The 18,703-nt window shown below is 61.1% G+C and carries 19 protein-coding genes; 7 read left to right on the top strand and 12 right to left on the bottom strand.

The window, feature by feature from the left end; all coding sequences use genetic code 11:
- The first annotated feature begins 147 nt into the window (after positions 1–147).
- Together BLW71_RS26245 and BLW71_RS26240 are read left to right on the top strand one after the other, a co-directional pair.
- A complete protein-coding gene (locus BLW71_RS26245; protein WP_143048399.1) occupies positions 148–966 on the top strand; it encodes a Solitary outer membrane autotransporter beta-barrel domain in 819 nt (272 codons plus the stop codon).
- A gap of 250 nt (positions 967–1,216) precedes the next feature.
- Complete coding sequence (locus BLW71_RS26240) at positions 1,217–1,717, top strand: hypothetical protein (protein ID WP_091803649.1); 501 nt, start codon at positions 1,217–1,219, stop codon at positions 1,715–1,717.
- 327 nt (positions 1,718–2,044) lie between these two features.
- On the opposite strand, the gene hutG is transcribed toward BLW71_RS26240, so the two are convergent.
- The 5 genes from hutG to BLW71_RS26215 form a co-directional block, all read right to left on the bottom strand.
- The gene (gene hutG, locus BLW71_RS26235; protein WP_091803647.1) at positions 2,045–3,013 is read right to left on the bottom strand and encodes a formimidoylglutamase; all 969 of its coding nucleotides are present in this window, start codon (positions 3,011–3,013) and stop codon (positions 2,045–2,047) included.
- Positions 3,010–3,786, bottom strand: coding sequence for an amino acid ABC transporter ATP-binding protein (locus BLW71_RS26230; RefSeq protein ID WP_091803645.1), 777 nt, complete (start codon positions 3,784–3,786; stop codon positions 3,010–3,012). The genes hutG and BLW71_RS26230 overlap by 4 nt, the downstream gene beginning before the upstream one ends.
- Positions 3,783–4,451, bottom strand: a complete 669-nt coding sequence (locus BLW71_RS26225) for an amino acid ABC transporter permease (protein ID WP_091803642.1) — start codon at positions 4,449–4,451, stop codon at positions 3,783–3,785. Before BLW71_RS26225 ends, BLW71_RS26230 begins: the two co-directional genes overlap by 4 nt.
- Positions 4,452–4,468: 17 nt before the next feature.
- Positions 4,469–5,224 (bottom strand): transporter substrate-binding domain-containing protein, encoded by a 756-nt coding sequence (locus BLW71_RS26220; RefSeq protein ID WP_091803640.1) that lies wholly within the window; start codon positions 5,222–5,224, stop codon positions 4,469–4,471.
- Positions 5,225–5,308: 84 nt separating this feature from the next.
- The gene (locus BLW71_RS26215; RefSeq protein ID WP_091808898.1) at positions 5,309–6,058 is read right to left on the bottom strand and encodes an IclR family transcriptional regulator; all 750 of its coding nucleotides are present in this window, start codon (positions 6,056–6,058) and stop codon (positions 5,309–5,311) included.
- Positions 6,059–6,607: 549 nt separating this feature from the next.
- On the opposite strand from BLW71_RS26215, the gene BLW71_RS26210 reads away from it, so the two are divergent.
- The 3 genes from BLW71_RS26210 to BLW71_RS42355 all read left to right on the top strand — a co-directional run bounded on the left by BLW71_RS26210 (position 6,608) and on the right by BLW71_RS42355 (position 9,088).
- A complete protein-coding gene (locus tag BLW71_RS26210; RefSeq protein WP_047897880.1) occupies positions 6,608–6,793 on the top strand; it encodes a hypothetical protein in 186 nt (61 codons plus the stop codon).
- 637 nt (positions 6,794–7,430) lie between these two features.
- A complete protein-coding gene (locus tag BLW71_RS26205) occupies positions 7,431–7,901 on the top strand; it encodes a GFA family protein (RefSeq protein ID WP_091803637.1) in 471 nt (156 codons plus the stop codon).
- A 221-nt stretch (positions 7,902–8,122) separates the two neighbouring features.
- Positions 8,123–9,088, top strand: coding sequence for a bifunctional GNAT family N-acetyltransferase/NUDIX hydrolase (locus tag BLW71_RS42355; RefSeq protein WP_286162108.1), 966 nt, complete (start codon positions 8,123–8,125; stop codon positions 9,086–9,088).
- Positions 9,089–9,387: 299 nt separating this feature from the next.
- Here BLW71_RS42355 and gph read toward each other — a convergent pair whose 3' ends face one another.
- The 5 genes from gph to BLW71_RS26170 form a co-directional block, all read right to left on the bottom strand.
- Positions 9,388–10,116, bottom strand: coding sequence for a phosphoglycolate phosphatase (gene gph / locus BLW71_RS26190; RefSeq protein WP_286162107.1), 729 nt, complete (start codon positions 10,114–10,116; stop codon positions 9,388–9,390).
- A 2-nt stretch (positions 10,117–10,118) separates the two neighbouring features.
- The gene (locus BLW71_RS26185) at positions 10,119–10,883 is read right to left on the bottom strand and encodes an HAD family hydrolase (RefSeq protein ID WP_091803634.1); all 765 of its coding nucleotides are present in this window, start codon (positions 10,881–10,883) and stop codon (positions 10,119–10,121) included.
- A gap of 175 nt (positions 10,884–11,058) precedes the next feature.
- A complete protein-coding gene (locus BLW71_RS26180) occupies positions 11,059–11,481 on the bottom strand; it encodes an ExbD/TolR family protein (protein WP_091803631.1) in 423 nt (140 codons plus the stop codon).
- Positions 11,472–12,275 carry a MotA/TolQ/ExbB proton channel family protein gene (locus BLW71_RS26175; protein ID WP_091803627.1) on the bottom strand — a complete coding sequence of 268 codons (804 nt, stop codon included), beginning with the start codon at positions 12,273–12,275 and terminating at the stop codon, positions 11,472–11,474. The genes BLW71_RS26180 and BLW71_RS26175 overlap by 10 nt, the downstream gene beginning before the upstream one ends.
- 27 nt (positions 12,276–12,302) lie before the next feature.
- Positions 12,303–13,082 carry an energy transducer TonB gene (locus BLW71_RS26170; RefSeq protein ID WP_286162106.1) on the bottom strand — a complete coding sequence of 260 codons (780 nt, stop codon included), beginning with the start codon at positions 13,080–13,082 and terminating at the stop codon, positions 12,303–12,305.
- Positions 13,083–13,282: 200 nt separating this feature from the next.
- Between BLW71_RS26170 and BLW71_RS26165 the strand changes: the two genes are divergently transcribed.
- Positions 13,283–14,413 carry a YVTN family beta-propeller repeat protein gene (locus BLW71_RS26165; RefSeq protein WP_091803622.1) on the top strand — a complete coding sequence of 377 codons (1,131 nt, stop codon included), beginning with the start codon at positions 13,283–13,285 and terminating at the stop codon, positions 14,411–14,413.
- 53 nt (positions 14,414–14,466) lie between these two features.
- On the opposite strand, the gene BLW71_RS26160 is transcribed toward BLW71_RS26165, so the two are convergent.
- Complete coding sequence (locus tag BLW71_RS26160) at positions 14,467–16,839, bottom strand: TonB-dependent receptor (RefSeq protein ID WP_091803619.1); 2,373 nt, start codon at positions 16,837–16,839, stop codon at positions 14,467–14,469.
- Positions 16,840–17,058: 219 nt separating this feature from the next.
- Here BLW71_RS26160 and BLW71_RS26155 point away from each other — a divergent pair, with 219 nt between their 5' ends.
- Positions 17,059–18,069, top strand: coding sequence for a histidine kinase (locus BLW71_RS26155; protein WP_091803615.1), 1,011 nt, complete (start codon positions 17,059–17,061; stop codon positions 18,067–18,069).
- Here BLW71_RS26155 and BLW71_RS26150 read toward each other — a convergent pair.
- Positions 18,039–18,701 (bottom strand): response regulator, encoded by a 663-nt coding sequence (locus BLW71_RS26150; RefSeq protein WP_091803612.1) that lies wholly within the window; start codon positions 18,699–18,701, stop codon positions 18,039–18,041. The two genes, BLW71_RS26155 and BLW71_RS26150, sit on opposite strands and share 31 nt — an antisense overlap.
- Positions 18,702–18,703 lie beyond the last annotated feature (2 nt).

Below are 18,703 nucleotides of genomic sequence, written 5' to 3'. Positions count from 1 at the left end.
AACCCAATGTAGCGTTGCGCCGGTCTGTGTGGCCCAGTTTCTCTTCGTTTTTTCCGTTGTCACCAGCGCGGCCCCTGCCGTTGCGCAGTCCACCCGGGACCTCATCGGCGCTGCACGTCTCGGTTCGGGTATTCGCAAATCGTCAATTTGAGCGCGACCCCGGACATCAGCTCCGCGCACCTCGACATTTCGGACGGTGCCGTTCCGCAATCGCTTACTGTCACCCGAATCCCCTACGAGGGCAGTCTGCTCACTTTTTCCGATCGCAACAGTATTGGCTGGCGAGTGTCCGGTGGTTACTTTCATGAAAAAGCTGATTTCATGATCAATGCGCCAAACGGCGCGGCAGGGAGCATCGTAAGCAGGTGGTCGGCCTTCAGCGCGACGGGCGGTCTGTTCCTGAAAAGCAAACTCGGCTATGGGTTTACATTCGAGCCCGGCCTCGACCTCAGCGTCGCCAGGCTGCTCAATGACGCTTCGTATGCAGGCGCGGCCACTAGCTTGAAACCCGCTACCGACGGACCCCTGCTTAACTGGCACGAAAATGCATGGCTGATCACGCCGAATGCAGCGCTCGAATGGACGGCGAATATAGCGCAGGCACAGACGCTGACTATTCGCGGGCATATTGCATGGTCGTGGGTCTCCAGCTTTGACGAGTCGGATCCTTTACTCCGGTTCAGGGAAACAGCGGGTTCATGGTCGATCCAGTCGTCTTACTCGGGGCCGACGGGTGCCCGGCTATTTGCGCGCCCGCTGAATTACGTTGTCAATGCGGGATATGGCGGATTTTTCGGACCCAATTACGGCGCGCTGGGTTTTTCAACACTAGCCAACGTCGGGGGCGGATTTGAAGTTCCTCTTTCGAGCCAGGACGCACAGTCGAAACGCCTGCGAGTTGGCGCAGCCTATGTGTTTGGTCACCACGTTAAAGGATGGGCAGTCAGCTTGGGTCTCGCATATTGATCGTTGGACGGACCTTCGTGGCGAGTGTGCTGCATGTCCGCCACGTCAGGGACGAATTGCAAGGCGGTTGCATCCGCGCACGCTGGTGGCCGGAACGATAATTCGTGAGGCGCGGGTTTGGTCCGCGGGTTTGGCCCCATTGTCAGGCCCATCCGTTCCGCCTCTACAATCAGCCCTCGTCGCCGCGCCGTTCAGGAGTCGATGGAACACGGCATGGACCACTCACTTGCAATTCAAGGGAGCCAAAAGAATGAAGTTACTTTTGCGGTTCTTTACGATCGTTCATGGGCTGATGGCGGCTCTCTTCACCTGCGCGGCGCTGATGTTGATTGCGATTGCCGCTCGCGTCGGATTGAGTGCATTTGCGAGTCAATGGGACGAGGCAAGCGCGCTATCCGTCATTGAAGCTTTGGGGCTGCTGGCTGGGGCCGTTGTCGCCTTGCAGATCGCCGAGACGATCGTAGAGGAAGAGGTCATACGCGAGGCCGACGTGAGCGCGCCGACGCGGGTACGGCGTTTCATGTCGCGATTCCTGGTGGTTGTCGTCGTCGCGCTTGCCATTGAAGGGCTCGTGGCAACGTTCAAAGCGCTGCACCAGGATCCCTCGCAGCTTCGGTATGCGGCCTGGCTGATTGCTTCGACAGCCTTGCTGCTTGCGTCATGGGGCGTGTTCGTCCACCTGAATCGGTCGGCGGAAGAGTTGGAGCCGGAGGCCATGGCGGAGGCTAAACGTGAAGACAAGAAAGTGTGATGGCGTTGTGGCGGATGTGCTGCGCGGATAGCTGGCGTGACATGTAGCGGTTGATCCGTATGGAAAAGCTTCGTCAGGATGAGGCTGGTTTGTCGGGTGAGGGTGCTGGGCAGTGCGGTAGCGATCGGCCATGAGGGGTCGTTCGACATCAGGCCCAAGATCGCTAACAATCGATCAGTTCCTCGCCCGGCTCACGTTCATCGAGCCGCAAATTAACCGATTTTCAACTGTGACCATCAACGCAAGCGGCAGAACTTGCTAAATTCAGTTCAGGGATCCGGCGACGTCTGTACTACTCACGCGATACGGTGAGCGTGATGACGTGATTTAAAGCAACCGGTACGCCAGTCGCGCGGCCGCTTTCGCGGTGCGCCTGTCCTGATCGAACGTGGGGTTGTACTCCGCGATATCCGCCGCGCGCAGCTTGCCCGAAGCCCGCACGCGCAGCACCATCGCTTCGATCACCGACAGCGGTACGCCCAGCGCAGCGGGCGCCGACACACCCGGCGCCGTGGCGGCCGGCAAGACGTCGAGATCGATCGTCAGATAGACGTCGTCCGCCGCGTCCAGCAACTTCTGAAGCTCTTTCAGACGCTGCGGCAGTTGCGTTTCCTGCATATCGACGTCGAACACGTAGTGCACGCCGAGTCGCTCCGCATGCGCGAACAGCGAAGCTGTATTGCTGAGATCGCTGATGCCGAAGCACGCATAGTTGAACGGCACCCCTCGTTGCTCACAGTCAAGCGCGATCTGATCGAACGGCGTGCCGGAATTCGCGGGACGCTTCTGACGCAGATCGAAGTGAGCGTCGAAGTTGATGATCAGCAGCTTGCGCGATATGAGCAGCGTGGCCTCATTCTCGGCTTCACGCTGCTGATGCAGCCGCAAACCGCTATACGTGCCCCACGCGACCTCATGACCGCCGCCAAACACCAGCGGGCGTCCGCCGCCCGCCAGCACCTCACTGACCACATGGGCCAGTTCCGCCTGCGCGGCTTCGAGGTCGCCGTCGTCGCACACCACGTCGCCTGCGTCGGCAAGTGCCGCCATCGCCGTTTTGGCTGGCAAGCCGGCCAGCGCACGGCGCAATTCGATGGGCGCATGCGCTGCGCCGATCCGGCCTTGATTGCGGCGCACGCCTTCATCGGAGCAGAAGCCTACGATTACCGGCGCATCGCGCTGCACCTGCACCGCGCTGCCGAACGGCGTCACCTGATTGAAAACACGCCGCGTGTCGCCGGGCTCGCCGTCGTCGGAACGGCCCGCCCACACCTTGTCGTCGAATGGAACTCTCATGCGCGTGACAACACCGCCTGCAGGAATGCGCGTGTGCGCGGCTGTGAGGGCGCTGAGAAAATCTCCGTGGGCGGCCCCGCTTCGACGATCACACCGCCATCCATGACTACGACCACATCGGCCACTTCCTTCGCGAAGCCCATTTCGTGTGTGACCACCACCATCGTCATGCCTTCGCTTGCGAGCAGCTTCATCACTTGCAGCACTTCGCCGACCAGTTCGGGATCGAGGGCGGACGTCGGCTCGTCGAACAGCATCACCCGCGGCTGCATCGCTAGCGCGCGGGCAATCGCAACCCGTTGCTTCTGACCGCCCGACAGACTCGCCGGCATCACATGCGCCTTGTGCGCGAGCCCGACTTTCTCCAGCAACGCCATCGCAGCCGATTCGGCCTGCGCCTTGCTGGCGCCACGCAACATGCGCGGCCCCACGGTGATGTTATGCAGCACCGACAGGTGCGGAAACAGATTGAACGACTGAAACACCATGCCGACTTCGGTGCGCAGCGCATTGAGCGAACGCTCCTTGAGCATCTCGCCCTGGTCGACTAGCCGATGCCCACATATGTCGATCGTGCCGCCTTCTGCTTGTTCGAGTCCATTACAGCAGCGTAGAAATGTACTCTTGCCCGAGCCGCTCGGCCCGATCACCACCACGACCTGCTGCGGTTGAATATCGAAATCGATGCCGTTGAGCACGGTATGCGAGCCGAACGATTTCGTCAGACCGCGAATGCTGACGATAGGCTCATTGACTTTGGCCACGGTATTCATTGCACCATTCCTCCCACACGCAAACGACGTTCGACGCGATGCAGCGCGTAATTGGTCGCCTGCGTCAACACGAGGTACACCAGCGCGATAGCGAGATACACTTCGAGCGAACGATAGGACACGCTGATGATCTTCTGGCCTTCATGCATCAGATCGTCGATCGTCAGCAGCGACACCAGCGCCGAATTCTTGATCAACGCGATGAATTCGTTGCCAAGCGGCGGGATCATCCGCACGATAGCCTGCGGCAGAATGATCGCGCGCATCGCCTGCCCCGGCGACATCCCAATCGAACGCGCCGCTTCCATCTGGCCGCGATCGACGGACTGAATTGCGCCGCGCACGATCTCCGATACGTAAGCCGCCGAATACAGGCCGAGCCCCAGCATGCCGCACAAAAACGCCGGCAGCAGAATGCCGAATTGCGGTAGGCCGAAGAACAGCAGGAAGAGTTGCACAAGCAACGGCGTGCCGCGGAAGAACGTCAGGTACGCGGTGCAGAAGCCGTACACGATGCGCCGCTGCGGCGTCAGGCGGCCGATGCCGATCAACAGGCCAAGTACGCAACTGAGCGCGAGCGACGCGGCGGTCACTTCGACCGTCACCAACGCGCCGTGCATGATGTCCGGCCAACCGGCAATCACTGGCGAGAAGTCAAGTTCCATTTCGTTTGCCCGGCCGTTTATTGCGCACTCGCGCCGAACCACTTCTTGACGATCGCCGCATACGTGCCGTCAGCCTTGATCTTGGCGAGCGCGGTGTTGAAGGAGGTCTTCAATTGCGGCTCGTCTTTGCGCACGGCGATGCCGTAGGCTTCGGTGGTCAGCGTTTTGTCGAGTACGCGGAAGCCGGTACGCGTTTTCGCGACTTGATACGCGGCCGGCTTACCCGTCACAGCAGCGTCGGCACGACCGATCCCCACCAGGTCGAACATTTCCTGGTTCTTCTCGACCTCGACGCGATTGATCTGCGGAAAGTTATCGCGCAGGAAGCTCACTGACTTCGTGCCTACCTGGACCGAGACTTTCTTGCCGTTCAGATCGGTCACCGTCTTGATCGGTGAATCGCTCTTGACCAGCACGGCCAGACCGCCCGCGTAGTACGAATCGGTGAAGTCGACCACTTTCGCGCGCTCGTCGGTAATGTAGATGCCAGAAATCGCAGCGTCGAAGCGATGCGCGATCAAACCTGGAATCAGACCTTTGAAGTCAATGTCGGTCCATTGCACGCGTTTACCCATCGCTTTCGCGAGCGCATTCATGAGGTCGACGTCGAAGCCGGTGCGCGCGCCGTTCTCGGTGTACTCCATCGGCGGGAAAGTGGCGTCGGTGGCGACGTTCAGCACATCCGGCGTTTGTGCTGATGCCGCGCCGGAAAATCCGCCCAACGTCACGGCGAACGTGACGCATGCGAGGGACAACAGTCGTTGCAGCTTCATGGGGTAGGCTCCTTGTGGTTCTTTCAAGTCATGCGGTTAATTCGGATCCCGAATTGCAGGATGAAATTGAAAAGCTTCGTCCCGTTACTCGGTTTGCATATGCTCGGAAATGGCGCGGGCCGTACGTAGCGTCCCGTCGATGAATTGGCTTTCTCGTCCGATGGCGCGCGTTGATGGCGCCATCAACGTGATCGACGCGCTGCTGCCGGCGCCGCGTCCACTGTGATGAAAGATCGGGGCGCTGACGCCCCACACGCCGGGGTCGACTTCGCTGTCGCTAACGGCGTAGCCCTGGGCTCGAATCTGTTGAAGCTCTGCTTCGATCGCGGCACGGCCGACGGGGTCGTTGTCGAACACACTGTCGAGCACTTCGGCGCGCGCCCTGTCGGCCATGAATGCCAATAGGGATTTCGCCGAGGCGCCCGCCTTGAGCGGCACGGCGCGGCCTTTCTCGAACGAGCAGCGCAACGAATGCTGGCTGTCGACCATCTCAAGGCACATCACCTGATGCCTGACCGCGACCACCAGTCCAATGCTTTCCTGCGACACACGCGCGAGCTGCTGCATCTCACTGCGGCTCGCTTCGACGAGCAGCGAATTCACATCGAAGCCAAGCGCGAGTTGCAAGCTGATCGGACCGGGCGCGTAGTATCCGGCGTTTTCGGCGACAAAACCCCAACGCTTGAGCAGCGCGATCTGACGGTACAGCGTGCTTTGCGCAAGCCCGGTCACGGCTAGCAGATCTTTGACCGACATCGCCTTGCCATGACTGGCGAGCGCAGCCAGCACCAGCAACACCCGTTCGGCCCCTGTCACACCCTGTTCCACGTTCACGATCACGCCACCCACAATCCATCAAGAACTCAGAATGCCAGACGATTCTCGGATTTCAAAAAACATATTCCCATTAGATGGGAATAAAAGGGGAGGGATTTCCCGAGGAAGGGGCGTCGGCGGCGCGGGATAGTCCTGACGCTTGACTGCCCGTGGCATTGAAAAGGAAACGATATCCAGAATGGACCGGGTCATTGCCCGAACTCTTTTTCGACCGGGGTAACTATGCGGCGCGCCCGGCTTCGATCGGCTTCTAAGCCTCGAGGAAATCGTACAAACACGGGATACGTAAGCGAACCGCATGTGTCGCGATCTTACTCACAGCGCCAGACGAACAGTTGGGTCCGAACCACCGACCGCCGCGCGCACCTCTGTCTACCATTCGCACTAGTCGCCATTAAAAATTTAATATTTTCAAGTGGTTGTGTGATCGCTTGGCGAGGTGCCACCGGATGGCACGCCCTTTGCCTTAATCCTCATCAAGGAGTGCCGACACCCTCAAAGTCACTCTGACATCCTGACTGACTAACTTACGCTTGGAGAATTGAAATGAACACGCTAGTAATCAAGGACCTCCCCGTCGCCGTTGAGATGGATCGTACTGCCATGACCGCCGTCAGCGGCGGCAGGTTGCCGCAGCAGATCGTGAACATCATCCAGGCCGTTTCCGACTACGCAAATGACGCTCCTACCCAGCACAGTTTTACTGGCAGTGGGGCTTCTGTGACGTACTAACAGAAACACGGTGATTTCGTACCTCATGGCCCCCGCCAACGAGGGGCCTCCTTGAATTCGCTTCCGGTGACTTTAACTGCGCTGCACCGATACCGACCGTTCAGCCTCAACTCGACGGCGTGTCGTGAGCGTGAGCATTCTTTCTGAGGGCCATTGCGAGCGTTTGCTCGTCCACGATCGATGAGGTAACCGGGCTTGCGATTCCTCACCACGCGTGCTCAACTTTTTTCCTCGCAAGACAAGTGGCAGAAAATGTCTTTGTTTAGAATTCCGAACAGAGCGTGAATGAGGGAAATGACGTGGGACGGGTCACCAAGATTCTTTTTATCGCGGCGCTAATCGTATTTACAGCTTGCCTCGTAGTTGGGGCGCGGACATTCGTATGGCAGGGCATTAATTACGAATTTGCTCAGAAATGGATAAACCTTCAGCACTGAGCACCTTTTTATCGACGGTTGGTCAGCTTGCGGCGGTGTGAGATTCGCGCAGTCCATGCCGCTCGCATGGGGCAGTGATCGGCCCAGAAGTGAGCGTTCGACAATTGTCAACGGATCGTCGACAATTCGTCGCCGGCTCATGTACATACCGGGCTAACAAAACTCACCGATTCCAACCCGCGGCATCTAGGAGCCCTCGTATGCCCGCACCCTACATCGGCGGCTGCCTCTGTGGTCAGATTAAGTTTGAGCTCAGGCATGAGCCGCTCACTTTTTATGTTTGCCATTGCACTATATGTCAGCACAGAACAGGCGGCGCTGCGCTACCTGTGATGTGGGTCCGTCGAGCCGATTTGCATGTTGTAGAAGGTGAGCCGATCATGCTGATATTTGACTTTGGTCGTGGGCAGCGGCGTAGCAAGGCATGTCCGCGCTGTGACACCCGGCTTTGGGCAGAGCCAAATGATCAGCCCCATTTGGCGATAGTCAGACCGGGGACATTAATGAATCAAAGCGAATTTACCCCTATAGCGCACATATTTACGCGTAGCAAACAGCCATGGTTTTTGATTCCAGACGGCGTTCCCACTTTTGAAGGGCGGGTCGGCGACCAAGAGGAGTTGCTCCGGTTATGGCGTGAAAGGAAAGTGGACGGTAAACAAACGCAGTAGTGATGCAGGGTCACCAGTGACCGGGCCACGCGGCGACTCACACGTCGACGTCGACTTAATCTAATCACCTTCGGGCTGAGTTCTGCCCACACATGGAGACGTCCGGCACCGTCGCCTGGGTCGGCGACAGTCGATCGCCGACCACTTCGCTACCTGGGATTCGACAGATCTGGCGACGGCGATCGAATTGACCAACTTCACAACGGATGGAGCCCTAAACGATGACCTCAAAAAACATCCGCAGAGCAACAGCCGATGACGTACCGGCTGTTACACAGATCCGGAACGACGCGCATGCGAAAAAGGTGGCTCACGGCGACTATGCATGGGGCAAGGAAGGAGATGGCTTTTCCGAAGGATGGGTGCTAAACAGTCTCTCACGCAGAGCGGTGTATGTTGTGGAGCAGGACCGCATGCCCGTGGGGACGTTTTCTCTGGATTGGGATGATGAAGTGTACTGGGGACCTCAAGAGCCAATCGCGGGTTACGTGCATGGACTTTCTGTAAGAAAAGGCTTTAACGGCCTTGGACTTGGGAGTTTCATGATCGATTGGTGCGCTAACCAAGTCAGCATTCTGAACCGACATTTTGTTCGACTTGGTTGCGACGCGAGAAACACCGCGCTATGTGCCTACTATGAGTCGCTTGGCTTCGTCCGCGTAGGAGTCAAGCCAATGTCCGGGCATGGCGGCTATATTGATTCTCTGTACGAGAAATCCGTGAAATCTATGCGCGGGCGGCCCTCGGCCAGGCTTCTGATCACCACCCCAGAGCGGCGCGTGTTGTTGTTCCGTTTCGCGCATAAGTCTGGGGCGCTCGCTGGAAAGGCCTACTGGGCAACCCCGGGTGGCGGTGTCGAGCACGGCGAGACGTTTGCGGACGCAGCGATACGAGAGCTCCGTGAGGAAACAGGCATTCGCAATGCGCAAGTATCCCACCCGGTCGGCCGGCGCGAAGTGCCCTTGCAATTACCGGACGGCGAGCATGTGCTCGCGGTCGAACAGTATTTCGTCGTCAACGCTGAAACGGAATCCATTTCACGCGACGGTTGGACTGCGGAAGAGATGGAAGTCATGGCGGATCACAAATGGTGGAGCCGGGAGGAACTGTCTAGCACCAGCGAGACTATCTATCCGGAAGGACTAGTCGAGATGCTAGATGGGGCGGGCGTCTTTGGCACCGAATGACCGCTTTGAAGCAAAACGGATGACCGCTTCGGGTCGCGTGCTGCCGATCGCGACTACGCGAGAGTCGGGCAGTCTATACCGGTTGCATGAGGCAGTAATCGACCCACTTTCTACCGCTCGACTACAGTCTGAGCGCGAAGCGCTCGAACACCACGCCCACCGCTTTGACCAGGCGGCAGGCATTCACACGAATCCCTGCCGCCCCTCTTTTGGGGCGACACAGTGTGCGAAAGCGGGAAATAAATCTTGCCGACGCATTATATTAAGATGCCTAACGAATTCACCGAATCTAAATCCATTCAAGTTTCTCCCCGACGACCTTGACCCCTACCACCCACACCCCACGACGCCAGAATCGCGGGCATCGCCATCAGCGAATCGATCAAACCATCACACTCCAGCGCCGCCGACCCCGCCGGCCCGGCATAGCCATAGCTTACGATGAACACCGGCAGACCGGCCGCTCGCGCGGCACTCACATCGACCGGCGAATCACCAACCAATACGCTGTGCTCAGGTTCCACGTCGAGCAGCCGGCACGCGTGCCACAGCGGTTCGGGATCGGGCTTCATTTTGTCGATAGAATCCCCCGCAACCACCACATCGAGGTAGCGGGCGAGCCCCGTTGCGAGCAGCAGTGGCGCGGCGAGTTCCTTCGGCTTGTTGGTCACGCAGGCAAGCCGGTATCCAAGCCGCTGCAACTCGCGGAGCCCACTCCCCACATCGGGGAAAACGCGGCCAAGGCGTCCATTGGTCTGCGCGTAGTGGCGATGGAACACATTCACCGCATGTTCGGCGTCGACGCGCCGAGCCAAGCCAGCCGCTTCCAGCGAGCGTCGAACCAGATTGGGCACGCCCTTGCCGATAAAGCCGCTGACAGTCGCGAATGGCAAAGGCGCCGAACGGAACTCCTCGAGCATCTGGCTGACTGCTTCGACGATGTCCGGCGCGGTGTCGACCATCGTGCCGTCGAGATCGATCAGTACGGCTTTGGGTCGCATGCCTTTCACGAGAAGTTCCTGATGCATGTTCAGGCCGACTCGGTCAGCGCGTGGCGATGCCAATGACGCAAGGTGGCCAGATCGACCCAGCGAGCCTCTTCATTCGGGACCAACGAAGGAATCGGCGCGTGCGGCTCACCCAAGTCGGGCAGCACGGCCAATGCGCCGTCGAAGTCATCCTGCGACGTGTACGCGGTCGGTGTCACGATCGTAGGAACGCCGGCCGCGCGTGCCGCGCGCAGACCATTCGATGAGTCCTCGAAGGCAACGCAGTCCGAACCTTTGAGCCCGAGTTGCCGAAGCACGCCGAGGTAGACCTCGGGCGAGGGCTTCTTCTCGTGGGTCGTGCCGGCATCGCAGATTGCGGCGAAGCGGGTCCGCCACGCGGGTCCGAACGGTGTTTGCAGTAGTGCATCGAGGTTTGCGGGGGTCGTGGTCGTGGCGATCGCCACTGGAATAGCGGCAGCATGCGCCTCGGCAATCAGACGTGCAATGCCTGGCCGCAACGGCAAACCGCCATTGCGCACGCGCGCTGCGTAATGGCGCGTCTTGATCGCATGCACGGCGTCGATCACGTCGCTCACGCGCGTGCCGTCCGCTTCTTCCAGATCGGCGACGTGCCAGTAATGCAGCAGGCGCTCCTTACCGCCCGCCACCTTCAAAAGGCGCGTGTAAAGGGGCTCGTCCCAAAACCAGTCGAGACCCGCTTCGGCGAATGCGGCATTGAAGGCCTGCAAATGAGCGGTCTCGGTATCGGCAAGCGTGCCGTCGACGTCGAAGATCAAGGCTTGCATGGTCCGGTGCTCCTGGTTTCATGCAGCCACGATAGCGGAGCCGGATGCCGATTTGAATTCAGAGATTCTTTGGACTTCGTTAAGGCATCCTTTATGTGAACGTGGCATGCGCCGCGCGGCGGCGCGAACGCAAGACAGCGCAAGGCAGCGCAAGGCAGCGCAAGTGCGGTGGTCTTCACTTCTTCGCCCGGGGATCAGTCACGAAGCCGATTTTCGTCAGCCCTCCGGCCTGTGCAGCCGACATCACGTCGGCGACGCGCTCGTAGGGCACTTTGCGGTCGGCCCGTAAATGCAGTTCGGGTTGAGGTTTTGCGCGAGCAGCCTCGGCGATCCTCGCGCGCAAAACATCGTCCGCCACGGCATGGCCGTCCCAGAGAATCGAGCCGTCCGCCTGCACGGCGACGTCGAGATGCGCGGGTTTGACATTGTCCGGCTGGCTGCTCGCTTGCGGAAGATCGATTTTCACCGCGTGCTGCATGGCCGGAATGGTGACGAGAAAGATGATCAGCAGCACCAGCATCACGTCGACAAGCGGCGTCATGTTGATTTCGCTCATCAGGCCGCTTTCGTCGTCGTCGGAGAACGGGGTCATTGCCATTTGAGCGCTCCATCGCGTGTGTCGTCGCTCGTGCCGTCATTCGCTCCGCTCGCCGCCGGGGGCGCACCGCGCGGCACGATACGCATGTCAGGGCCGGTACTCGACGGCAGTTGCGAACCGGTCACGAAATACGCGTGCAGTCCATGCGCGAAACGCTTGAGTCTCGTCACGATCGACTTGTTCGCGCGGGTCAGGCCGTTATATCCCAGCACCGCCGGTATCGCCACGAACAGGCCGAAGGCCGTCATGATCAGCGACTCGCCGACCGGTCCGGCGACATGATCGATCGACGTCTGTCCCGTCTCGCCAATCAGGATCAACGCGTGATAAATGCCCCAGACGGTCCCGAACAGCCCCACGAAGGGCGCGGTGCTGCCGATCGACGCCAACACCGCGAGGCCGCTTTGCATGCGTGCAATGGCGTCGTCCATCGTGTCCTGCAGGCGGCGCGTAATCCAGTCGGATACGTCGATGCGGTCGTGCAGATGCGATTGCGTCTGCTGATGGTGGGCAGCGGCTTCCTCGCCGGCGAGAGCGAGCGCGAGAAGCGGATTGTCGCGGGGAGTCGACCCGGATGCGTGCGCACCGAGGCTGCGCAATCCGTCTTCGAAACGATCGGCTTTCCAGAATTGCGCTTCGGCCTGGCGCGTCACGCGCTTGATCCGCATGATGGTCCATAGCTTGATGAGGATCACCGTCCACGACAGGACCGACATGATGAGCAGCGCGCTCAGAATGCAGCGTGTGATGATATCGCCGTTTTCCCAGACATTCGCGAGGCCATAGTGTTGCATGGTGTTTTCCTTTGACTCGGAGACAGGCTACTCGGCCAATCCGAAGATGAACGATTCCGAATAAGCGGCACGCACCGCTTCGCCGTTTTCCCTGTAGGGTTGGCACGCTCCCGCATGGATCGCAGCGAGCGCCGCGTCGTCGAGCCGGGGATAGCCGCTGCTCCTTTGAACTTGAGCGGTTTCGATGTGGCCGCTCAGGCCTACTACGAATCGGACGATCGCAGTGCCGCTTTCACCGCGGCGCTTCGATACCTCGGGATAGTCCGGCTTGGGAATAGCGCAGTCGACGTGCGACACGCTCCTTGGGGTACTCGATGCAGGCACGGTGCGCTCGCCAGCGGTTGCAGAAGCATTCGCCGCCGGCGCTGCGGGGGATGGCGCAGCGGCAATGGGCGCAGCCACCGGTGCAGGCGAGCGCGAGGAATCACCGGATGGCGACGGCACGCTCGGCGCAGGTGCTGCGCTCGCGCGCGGCGGCTTGGGATGAGGCTGCGGCAGGAGTTTGCTCCGTACTGCGGGCTGCGCGGCTTGCGGCGCGGCAACCGCAGCGGCCGCGGCGGGCACGGCAGGCTGAACAGGTTCGACAGGTTCGACAGGTGCAAGGACTTGCGAGTCATCCCTCAACAGCATTGCGACGATGGGCGTCGCTTCGACCGTTCGCTCGACTGTGCGGTCTCGCGTCGCCAACACCCACCCAAGCAAGCCCGCATGAGCGGCGATGACGGCGCCCAGCGCCATGACGATACGACGCCGCGATGCCGTATCGATCGCGGTATATCCAGCCGTCGCCATTGCACGTTCGAGCATTGCGGTCGAGGCCTCGCATTGGCCACCTCCGCGCTTATTTTCCACCCCTACAGCGCGTTTTAGTACTGCCGCTGGTCTCACCGAGTCAATTCGGGAAAATCTCCCGCCCGATGTGCGTTGTCAAACGATCCTCCGATGAACTACTTTGCTTGAATGGCGCGAGCTTTCGCGGCGTAGCGATTTCACTACGGAGTACAACAATGCTGGAGACAAGCTTTCGTATCACAACACCAGGACGGTCCCTCGCTTTCGCTGTCACCACCCTGGCCACCGCCGTTGCGGCGCTTGCGCTCGCCGCGAGTACGGCCTACGCGGCGGCCCCAATAGCCTACGTGACCAGCGAGAAGGCCGGTGTCGGCGTGATCGATCTGGACCAGATGACGTTGACGAAGACGTTTCCGGTCGGCGCCGACGGCCCGCGCGGCCTGAGTCTGAATGCGGATGGCACACGGCTTCTCGTGGCCAACAAGAATACCGGTGACCTGGCGGTGATCGACACGGCTTCGGGTCAGGTCGTCCAGCGTGTGAAGATCGGCAAGAACCCGGAATTTGTGCGCGTGCACAACGGCTACGCATACGTGACCTACGAACCCGGCGAAGACGGCGGCCCACCCGCCGCCAAAGGCAAGCCAGGTGCTGATAGCCCGCCCGCCGCCAACGGCAAGCCGGGCGCCGACGACGATGACGCCAACAAGCCGCCCGCTGAAATCGCGATCGTCGATATGAAGACCTGGCGCGTGATTCGTTCGGTCACGAGCGGCCACGAAACCGAGGGGATCGAATTTTCGCGCGACGGCAACACCATGCTTGTCACCAATGAGGGCGACGATACGGTCTCGGTCTATCACGTCCGCACGGGCGCGCCGGTCCGGACCGTGAAGCTCGCGGCAGGCGGCCGGCCGCGCGGCATCCGCCTGTCACCCGACGGCAAGGACTATGTCGTCACGCTCGAATCGCTGAGCAAGTTCGTGGTGATCGACGCGCGCACATTCCAGGTCGTGAAGACTGTCGATACGAAGCTCGGCCCGTACGGCGTAGCGTTCGGACCGGATGGCAAGCGGCTGTTCGTCGCCGCGGCGCGCGACAAGACGGTGCAGGTGTTCGACGGCCACAGCTACGAGCATGTCGCCGACGTGCCGGTGGGCCAGCGTTGCTGGCACTTCAGCTTCACGCCGGACGGCGCGAAACTGCTGGTGGCATGTGGCCGCTCCGATGCGGTCTATGTGCTCGACGCGCAAAATTATCAGCCGATCAAGCAGATCGGCGAACTGCCGTTGGCGTGGGGCATCGTCACGTATCCGCATAGCGACGGCTCGATCGAATCGCATTGAGCGCGTTGCCTGAGAGCCGATCGACGCGTCGGTCGGCTCACGCGCATTACGCGTTACTTCCACGCGTAGTGCAGCCCGACCCAGAAACCGCGCGGCGCGCCCGGCCCGACGAACTGCTCGTTGATCGGGTTGGCGCCGTCGAACGTATGGTTCGGGCCGTTGAAGAAGTTCTCGCCGAGCGCGCCGAAGCTCGCATAGCGTTTGTCCAGCAGGTTCGTGATGCTCGCGAAGACCTGAAGCTGTTTGGTCACCTGGTACGAGGTGTCCAGATCGATCAGCAGGTAGCCCGCGATCTTGCCGTTCACATCCTGGTTGTTCTCGTCGCCCTGCGCATAGACGCTGCCGCGCCAGGTCAGGTTCGTGCCGATGTTCCACTTCGCGGTGGCCGCGTAGTCGAGTTGCAGCTTGACGGTGTTCGCCGGGATACTGGGAATATGATCACCCGACTTGACGGTGATGTTGCCGTTCTGATCCGCACTGGAATTGCTCGGACTGCTTTCGGTCCAGCTCGACCGGTAGGTCGCGTCGACGTAGCTGTAGCTGGCCGTGACGGCGAGCGGCCCGAGTTGGCTGTGTCCTGAGAGTTCGAGGCCCTGCCGGCGCGTGCGGCCGACATTCTGAAAGAAGCCCTGGTTGCTGGTAGCGCCATTGGTGCTGATGAACTCGATATCGTTGTCGAGTGTCGTGCTGTAGACGGCGGCGCTCCAGGTCGTCGCCTGGCCTATCCGTCCACGGGCGCCGATCTCAAAGGTCTTCGAGATCACCGGCTGGAGCGACGGATCCGACACGAAGTCGTTCGGCAGTGAGCAGGGCGCGGACGGATCCGCACAGGCCAGTTCGATGGCGGTCGGCGAACGCATGCCTTCGTTATAGGTGGCATAGGCCGTGAATGCGGAAGTCGGATTCCAGTTGATGCCGATCGCCGGATTGAAGCGGGAAAATGTATGGTGGCCGTCGAGCTGAGGCTGCGTGCCGCTCGAGTCGCCGATCGTGGCGTCTGCCCAGTTATAGCGTCCGGCGAGCGTCAGCGTCCATTGCTTCGTAAGCGACAAGGTATCCTGCAGATAGATTCCGTAGTTTCCGTTATGCGTTTTTGCCGCGGTTTCCTGCTCGAAATCGCCGATGCCGATGGTCGCGCGTGAAGCGGTGAACACCGCATTCTGGGAAGACTGGGTGTACCGGGAGTTGGCGATATCCGCGGATATACCCGCGACGAACTGGTTCTCCATCCCACCGAGCTTGCCGAGCAGCGTGAGTTGCAGGCTCGCGCCATAGCTGTCGGTCGAGACGATCGATCTTTCGTTGGTCGCCTGGGTCGTATCGACGTTGCCGTCGTCGTCCACCGCGCCGAAATTCGGATTGGTGTTGCTGCTGACGTTGTCGTTGCGGAAGTGCCGGTAATAGACGTTGCCGCTCAGCTCGACATGATCGTTGAAGTAATGATCGCCCGACAGCGTCGCGTAGGCGGCGCTGTTCAGATTCTGGTCGGGATAGGTATAGGGCTGCTTTGGATTGCCGAGGAATGAGCGCGGAATGGTCTGCGTGCCGTGCAGATCGTTGTCCGCGCCGCCGCCCGAGAACGACAGCGTCGTATCCGCGTCGGTATAGCGCAGCTTGCCGAATGCCTGCCGCACGCGGCTGGAATTCTGCTCCGCCCAGCCGTTGTCGTTGGTCGCGTTGCCGGTCACGTAGTAATCGAGATTCTGACCGATGGTGCCGCCCTGTTCGATCTGGGCGGACTTGCGGCCCCAGGAGCCCACTTGCACCTCGGCCTCGCCGCCGGGGCTCGTCTTGCCGTTCTTCGTCGTGATCGCGATGGCGCCGCCCAGCGTGTTGAGACCGTAGGTCGGGTTCGAACCGGGAATCAGCTGGATCGTATCGATCGCCTGTTGCGGCAGCAGGTCCCAGTTGACCACGTCGCCGAACGGCTCGTTCACGCGCACGCCGTCGACGAACACGGAAAGGCCTTGCGGCGTGCCGAGCAAAGGCGACGCGGTGAAGCCGCGATAATTGACGTTGACCTGATACGAATTGCCTTGCGCGTCGGCGATATCGACACTCGGCAGGTTCTTCGCGAAGTAATCGGTGAGCGTGCTGCGGTGCTGTTGTTCGAGATCCGGTGCGTGAACGGTCTGCACATTGGCCGGCACTTGCGAGAGCGGCGTGCCGATACCGAGGAGCGGCGTGGTGCCGACGATGACGATCGGCGCGAGCTTCACCGCATCAGCCTCCGGATTCACGCCGGCCGGCGCGGCGGCGGCCGCCGCCGCCGCCGCTGAGGGCGTAGCCCCTTCCGTCTGGGCCCACGCCGAAACGGACAAACTCGCGAGGGCGCCGCCGAAGCAGAGCGTGAGACCGGCCCGCCGGCGCAAACGTGGCAAGTCCGGTAAGCGAGATGCGCGGTGCGCGCTGGATGGCGTGTTCATCGTTCTGTCTCCGGCCGGATCGACGCTATCTTCATGAGCGCCACCGCGTTGCGGCGTGCGTAGCGCTTTCTTTCTGTGTGTGCAAAGCTTCGCATACGCCGGCGCGCGAAACCCGGGAGCTTTTCCCGATATCGCGGGGAAGCGTTCCCAAACGCGCTGCAACACAGCGCTGTGTGCAATCGGTCTGAGTAGAATGCAAACGTGACGAATGCAAACGTGATGGCAAGCGACCCCTCGAACCCTTCTTCAGTGCGCTCCGTACCACCGCATTCGGCGGTGTGGCGCGACCTTGCGTGGGTGTTTGCGCTGTCGGTGCTCGCCGCCGTGCTGAGCGCGAGGTTCGATTTCAGCGAGCACGCTTACCGCTGGACGCGGGGCCTCGAGCGCTTCCAGCTCGACGAATTGCCGGGTACGCTGTGCGTGCTCTCTATCGGCCTCGCGTGGTTTGCATGGCGCCGTTACCGCGACGCGCGCCGCGAACTGAGCCGGCGCTGCGCACTGGAAGAGCAGGCTGAGCGCCTGCTCGCCGACAACCGGCGTCTCGCCAATCAGGCGCTGCAAGCGGAGGAACTGGAGCGCCGCCATCTGGCGCGCGAGCTGCACGATGAGCTAGGCCAGTACCTCAACGCAATCTCGCTCGACGCCGCGCGCATCCGCGATCTGTCCAGCACACGCGAGCCGGAGATACATCGCGTCTCGCTCGGCCTCATGCAGAGCGCGAGCCACGTCTATCGGCAGATTGGCGGCATGATCCGGCGACTGCGGCCGATCGGCCTGGACGAGTTTGGTTTGCCGAGCGCGCTGGAGCATTGCGTCGACGGCTGGCGTGAGCGTCTGCCGGACGCGTCGTTCTCGCTGACGATCGAAGGGGACTTTGCCGGTCTGAGCGACGCGCTGACCATCACGCTTTACCGGCTCGTGCAGGAAGGGCTGACCAATGTGTCGAAGTTTGCCCGCACTGCACGCGTGGAAGTGTTCATGGTGCGTGCCCCACGCGAGTCGCACGAAGGGCATGACGCCGGGCCCATCGATGAAATCGTCGTCACCATGGCCGACGACGGCCCCGGCGTCGACCTCGACAAGCCGCGCGGCGGGCTCGGCCTGATCGGCATGCGCGAGCGGGTCGAGGCGCTAGGCGGCGAGTTTCACGTGGCGAGCAAGCCGGAAGGCGGTTTCCTGTTCTGCGCGCGGGTGCCCGCTCACGCAGGGCTTGCCGAACCGGTGAACTGAAGCCCGAGGCGGCTTGCCATCTGGGCGAGCTGCACGCCATTGTCGGCGCCGAATTTCTGCCGGATCACGGACTGATGATTCGCCACGGTCTTCTGGCTCAACCCCAGCTTCTCGGCAATGCTCGGCAGCGTATAACCTTGCACGAGCAGTCGCAGCACTTCGAACTCACGCGCCGACAACTGCCGTCCTGGCGGACCTTCGCTGAACGCGTTGCGCAGCGCGAGCGCCTGCGAGATATCCGGGCTCAGATAACCGGCGCGCCGGGCGATGGTGCGCACCGCCTCCACCAGCACGTCGGGGGCGCTGGCCTTGGTCACGTAGCCGAGAGCGCCCGCATCGAGCGCGCGGCGCACGAAAATCGCGTCCTCATGCACGCTGAAGATCAGCACGCGAGCGTCCGGCTCGCGCGCGAGCATACGGCGCATCGCTTCGATGCCGCTGGCGCCCGGCAACGATACGTCCATTACCACCACGTCCGGGCGCAGCGCGCAGAAACGCTGATAGGCCTGACTGGCGTCGGCGGCCTCGCCGCACACATGCACGTCGGCATTCTGTTCGAGCAGACGCCGGTAGCCCTCGCGCACCACCGCGTGATCGTCGACGAGCAAGACGGAAATGTCTCCCGCTGTCATGG

The sequence above is a fragment of the Burkholderia sp. WP9 genome, assembly GCF_900104795.1.
Lineage (GTDB): Bacteria > Pseudomonadota > Gammaproteobacteria > Burkholderiales > Burkholderiaceae > Paraburkholderia.
The sequence above is the reverse complement of the archived record's forward strand: the minus strand, read 5'-3'. Positions and strand labels throughout refer to the sequence as shown.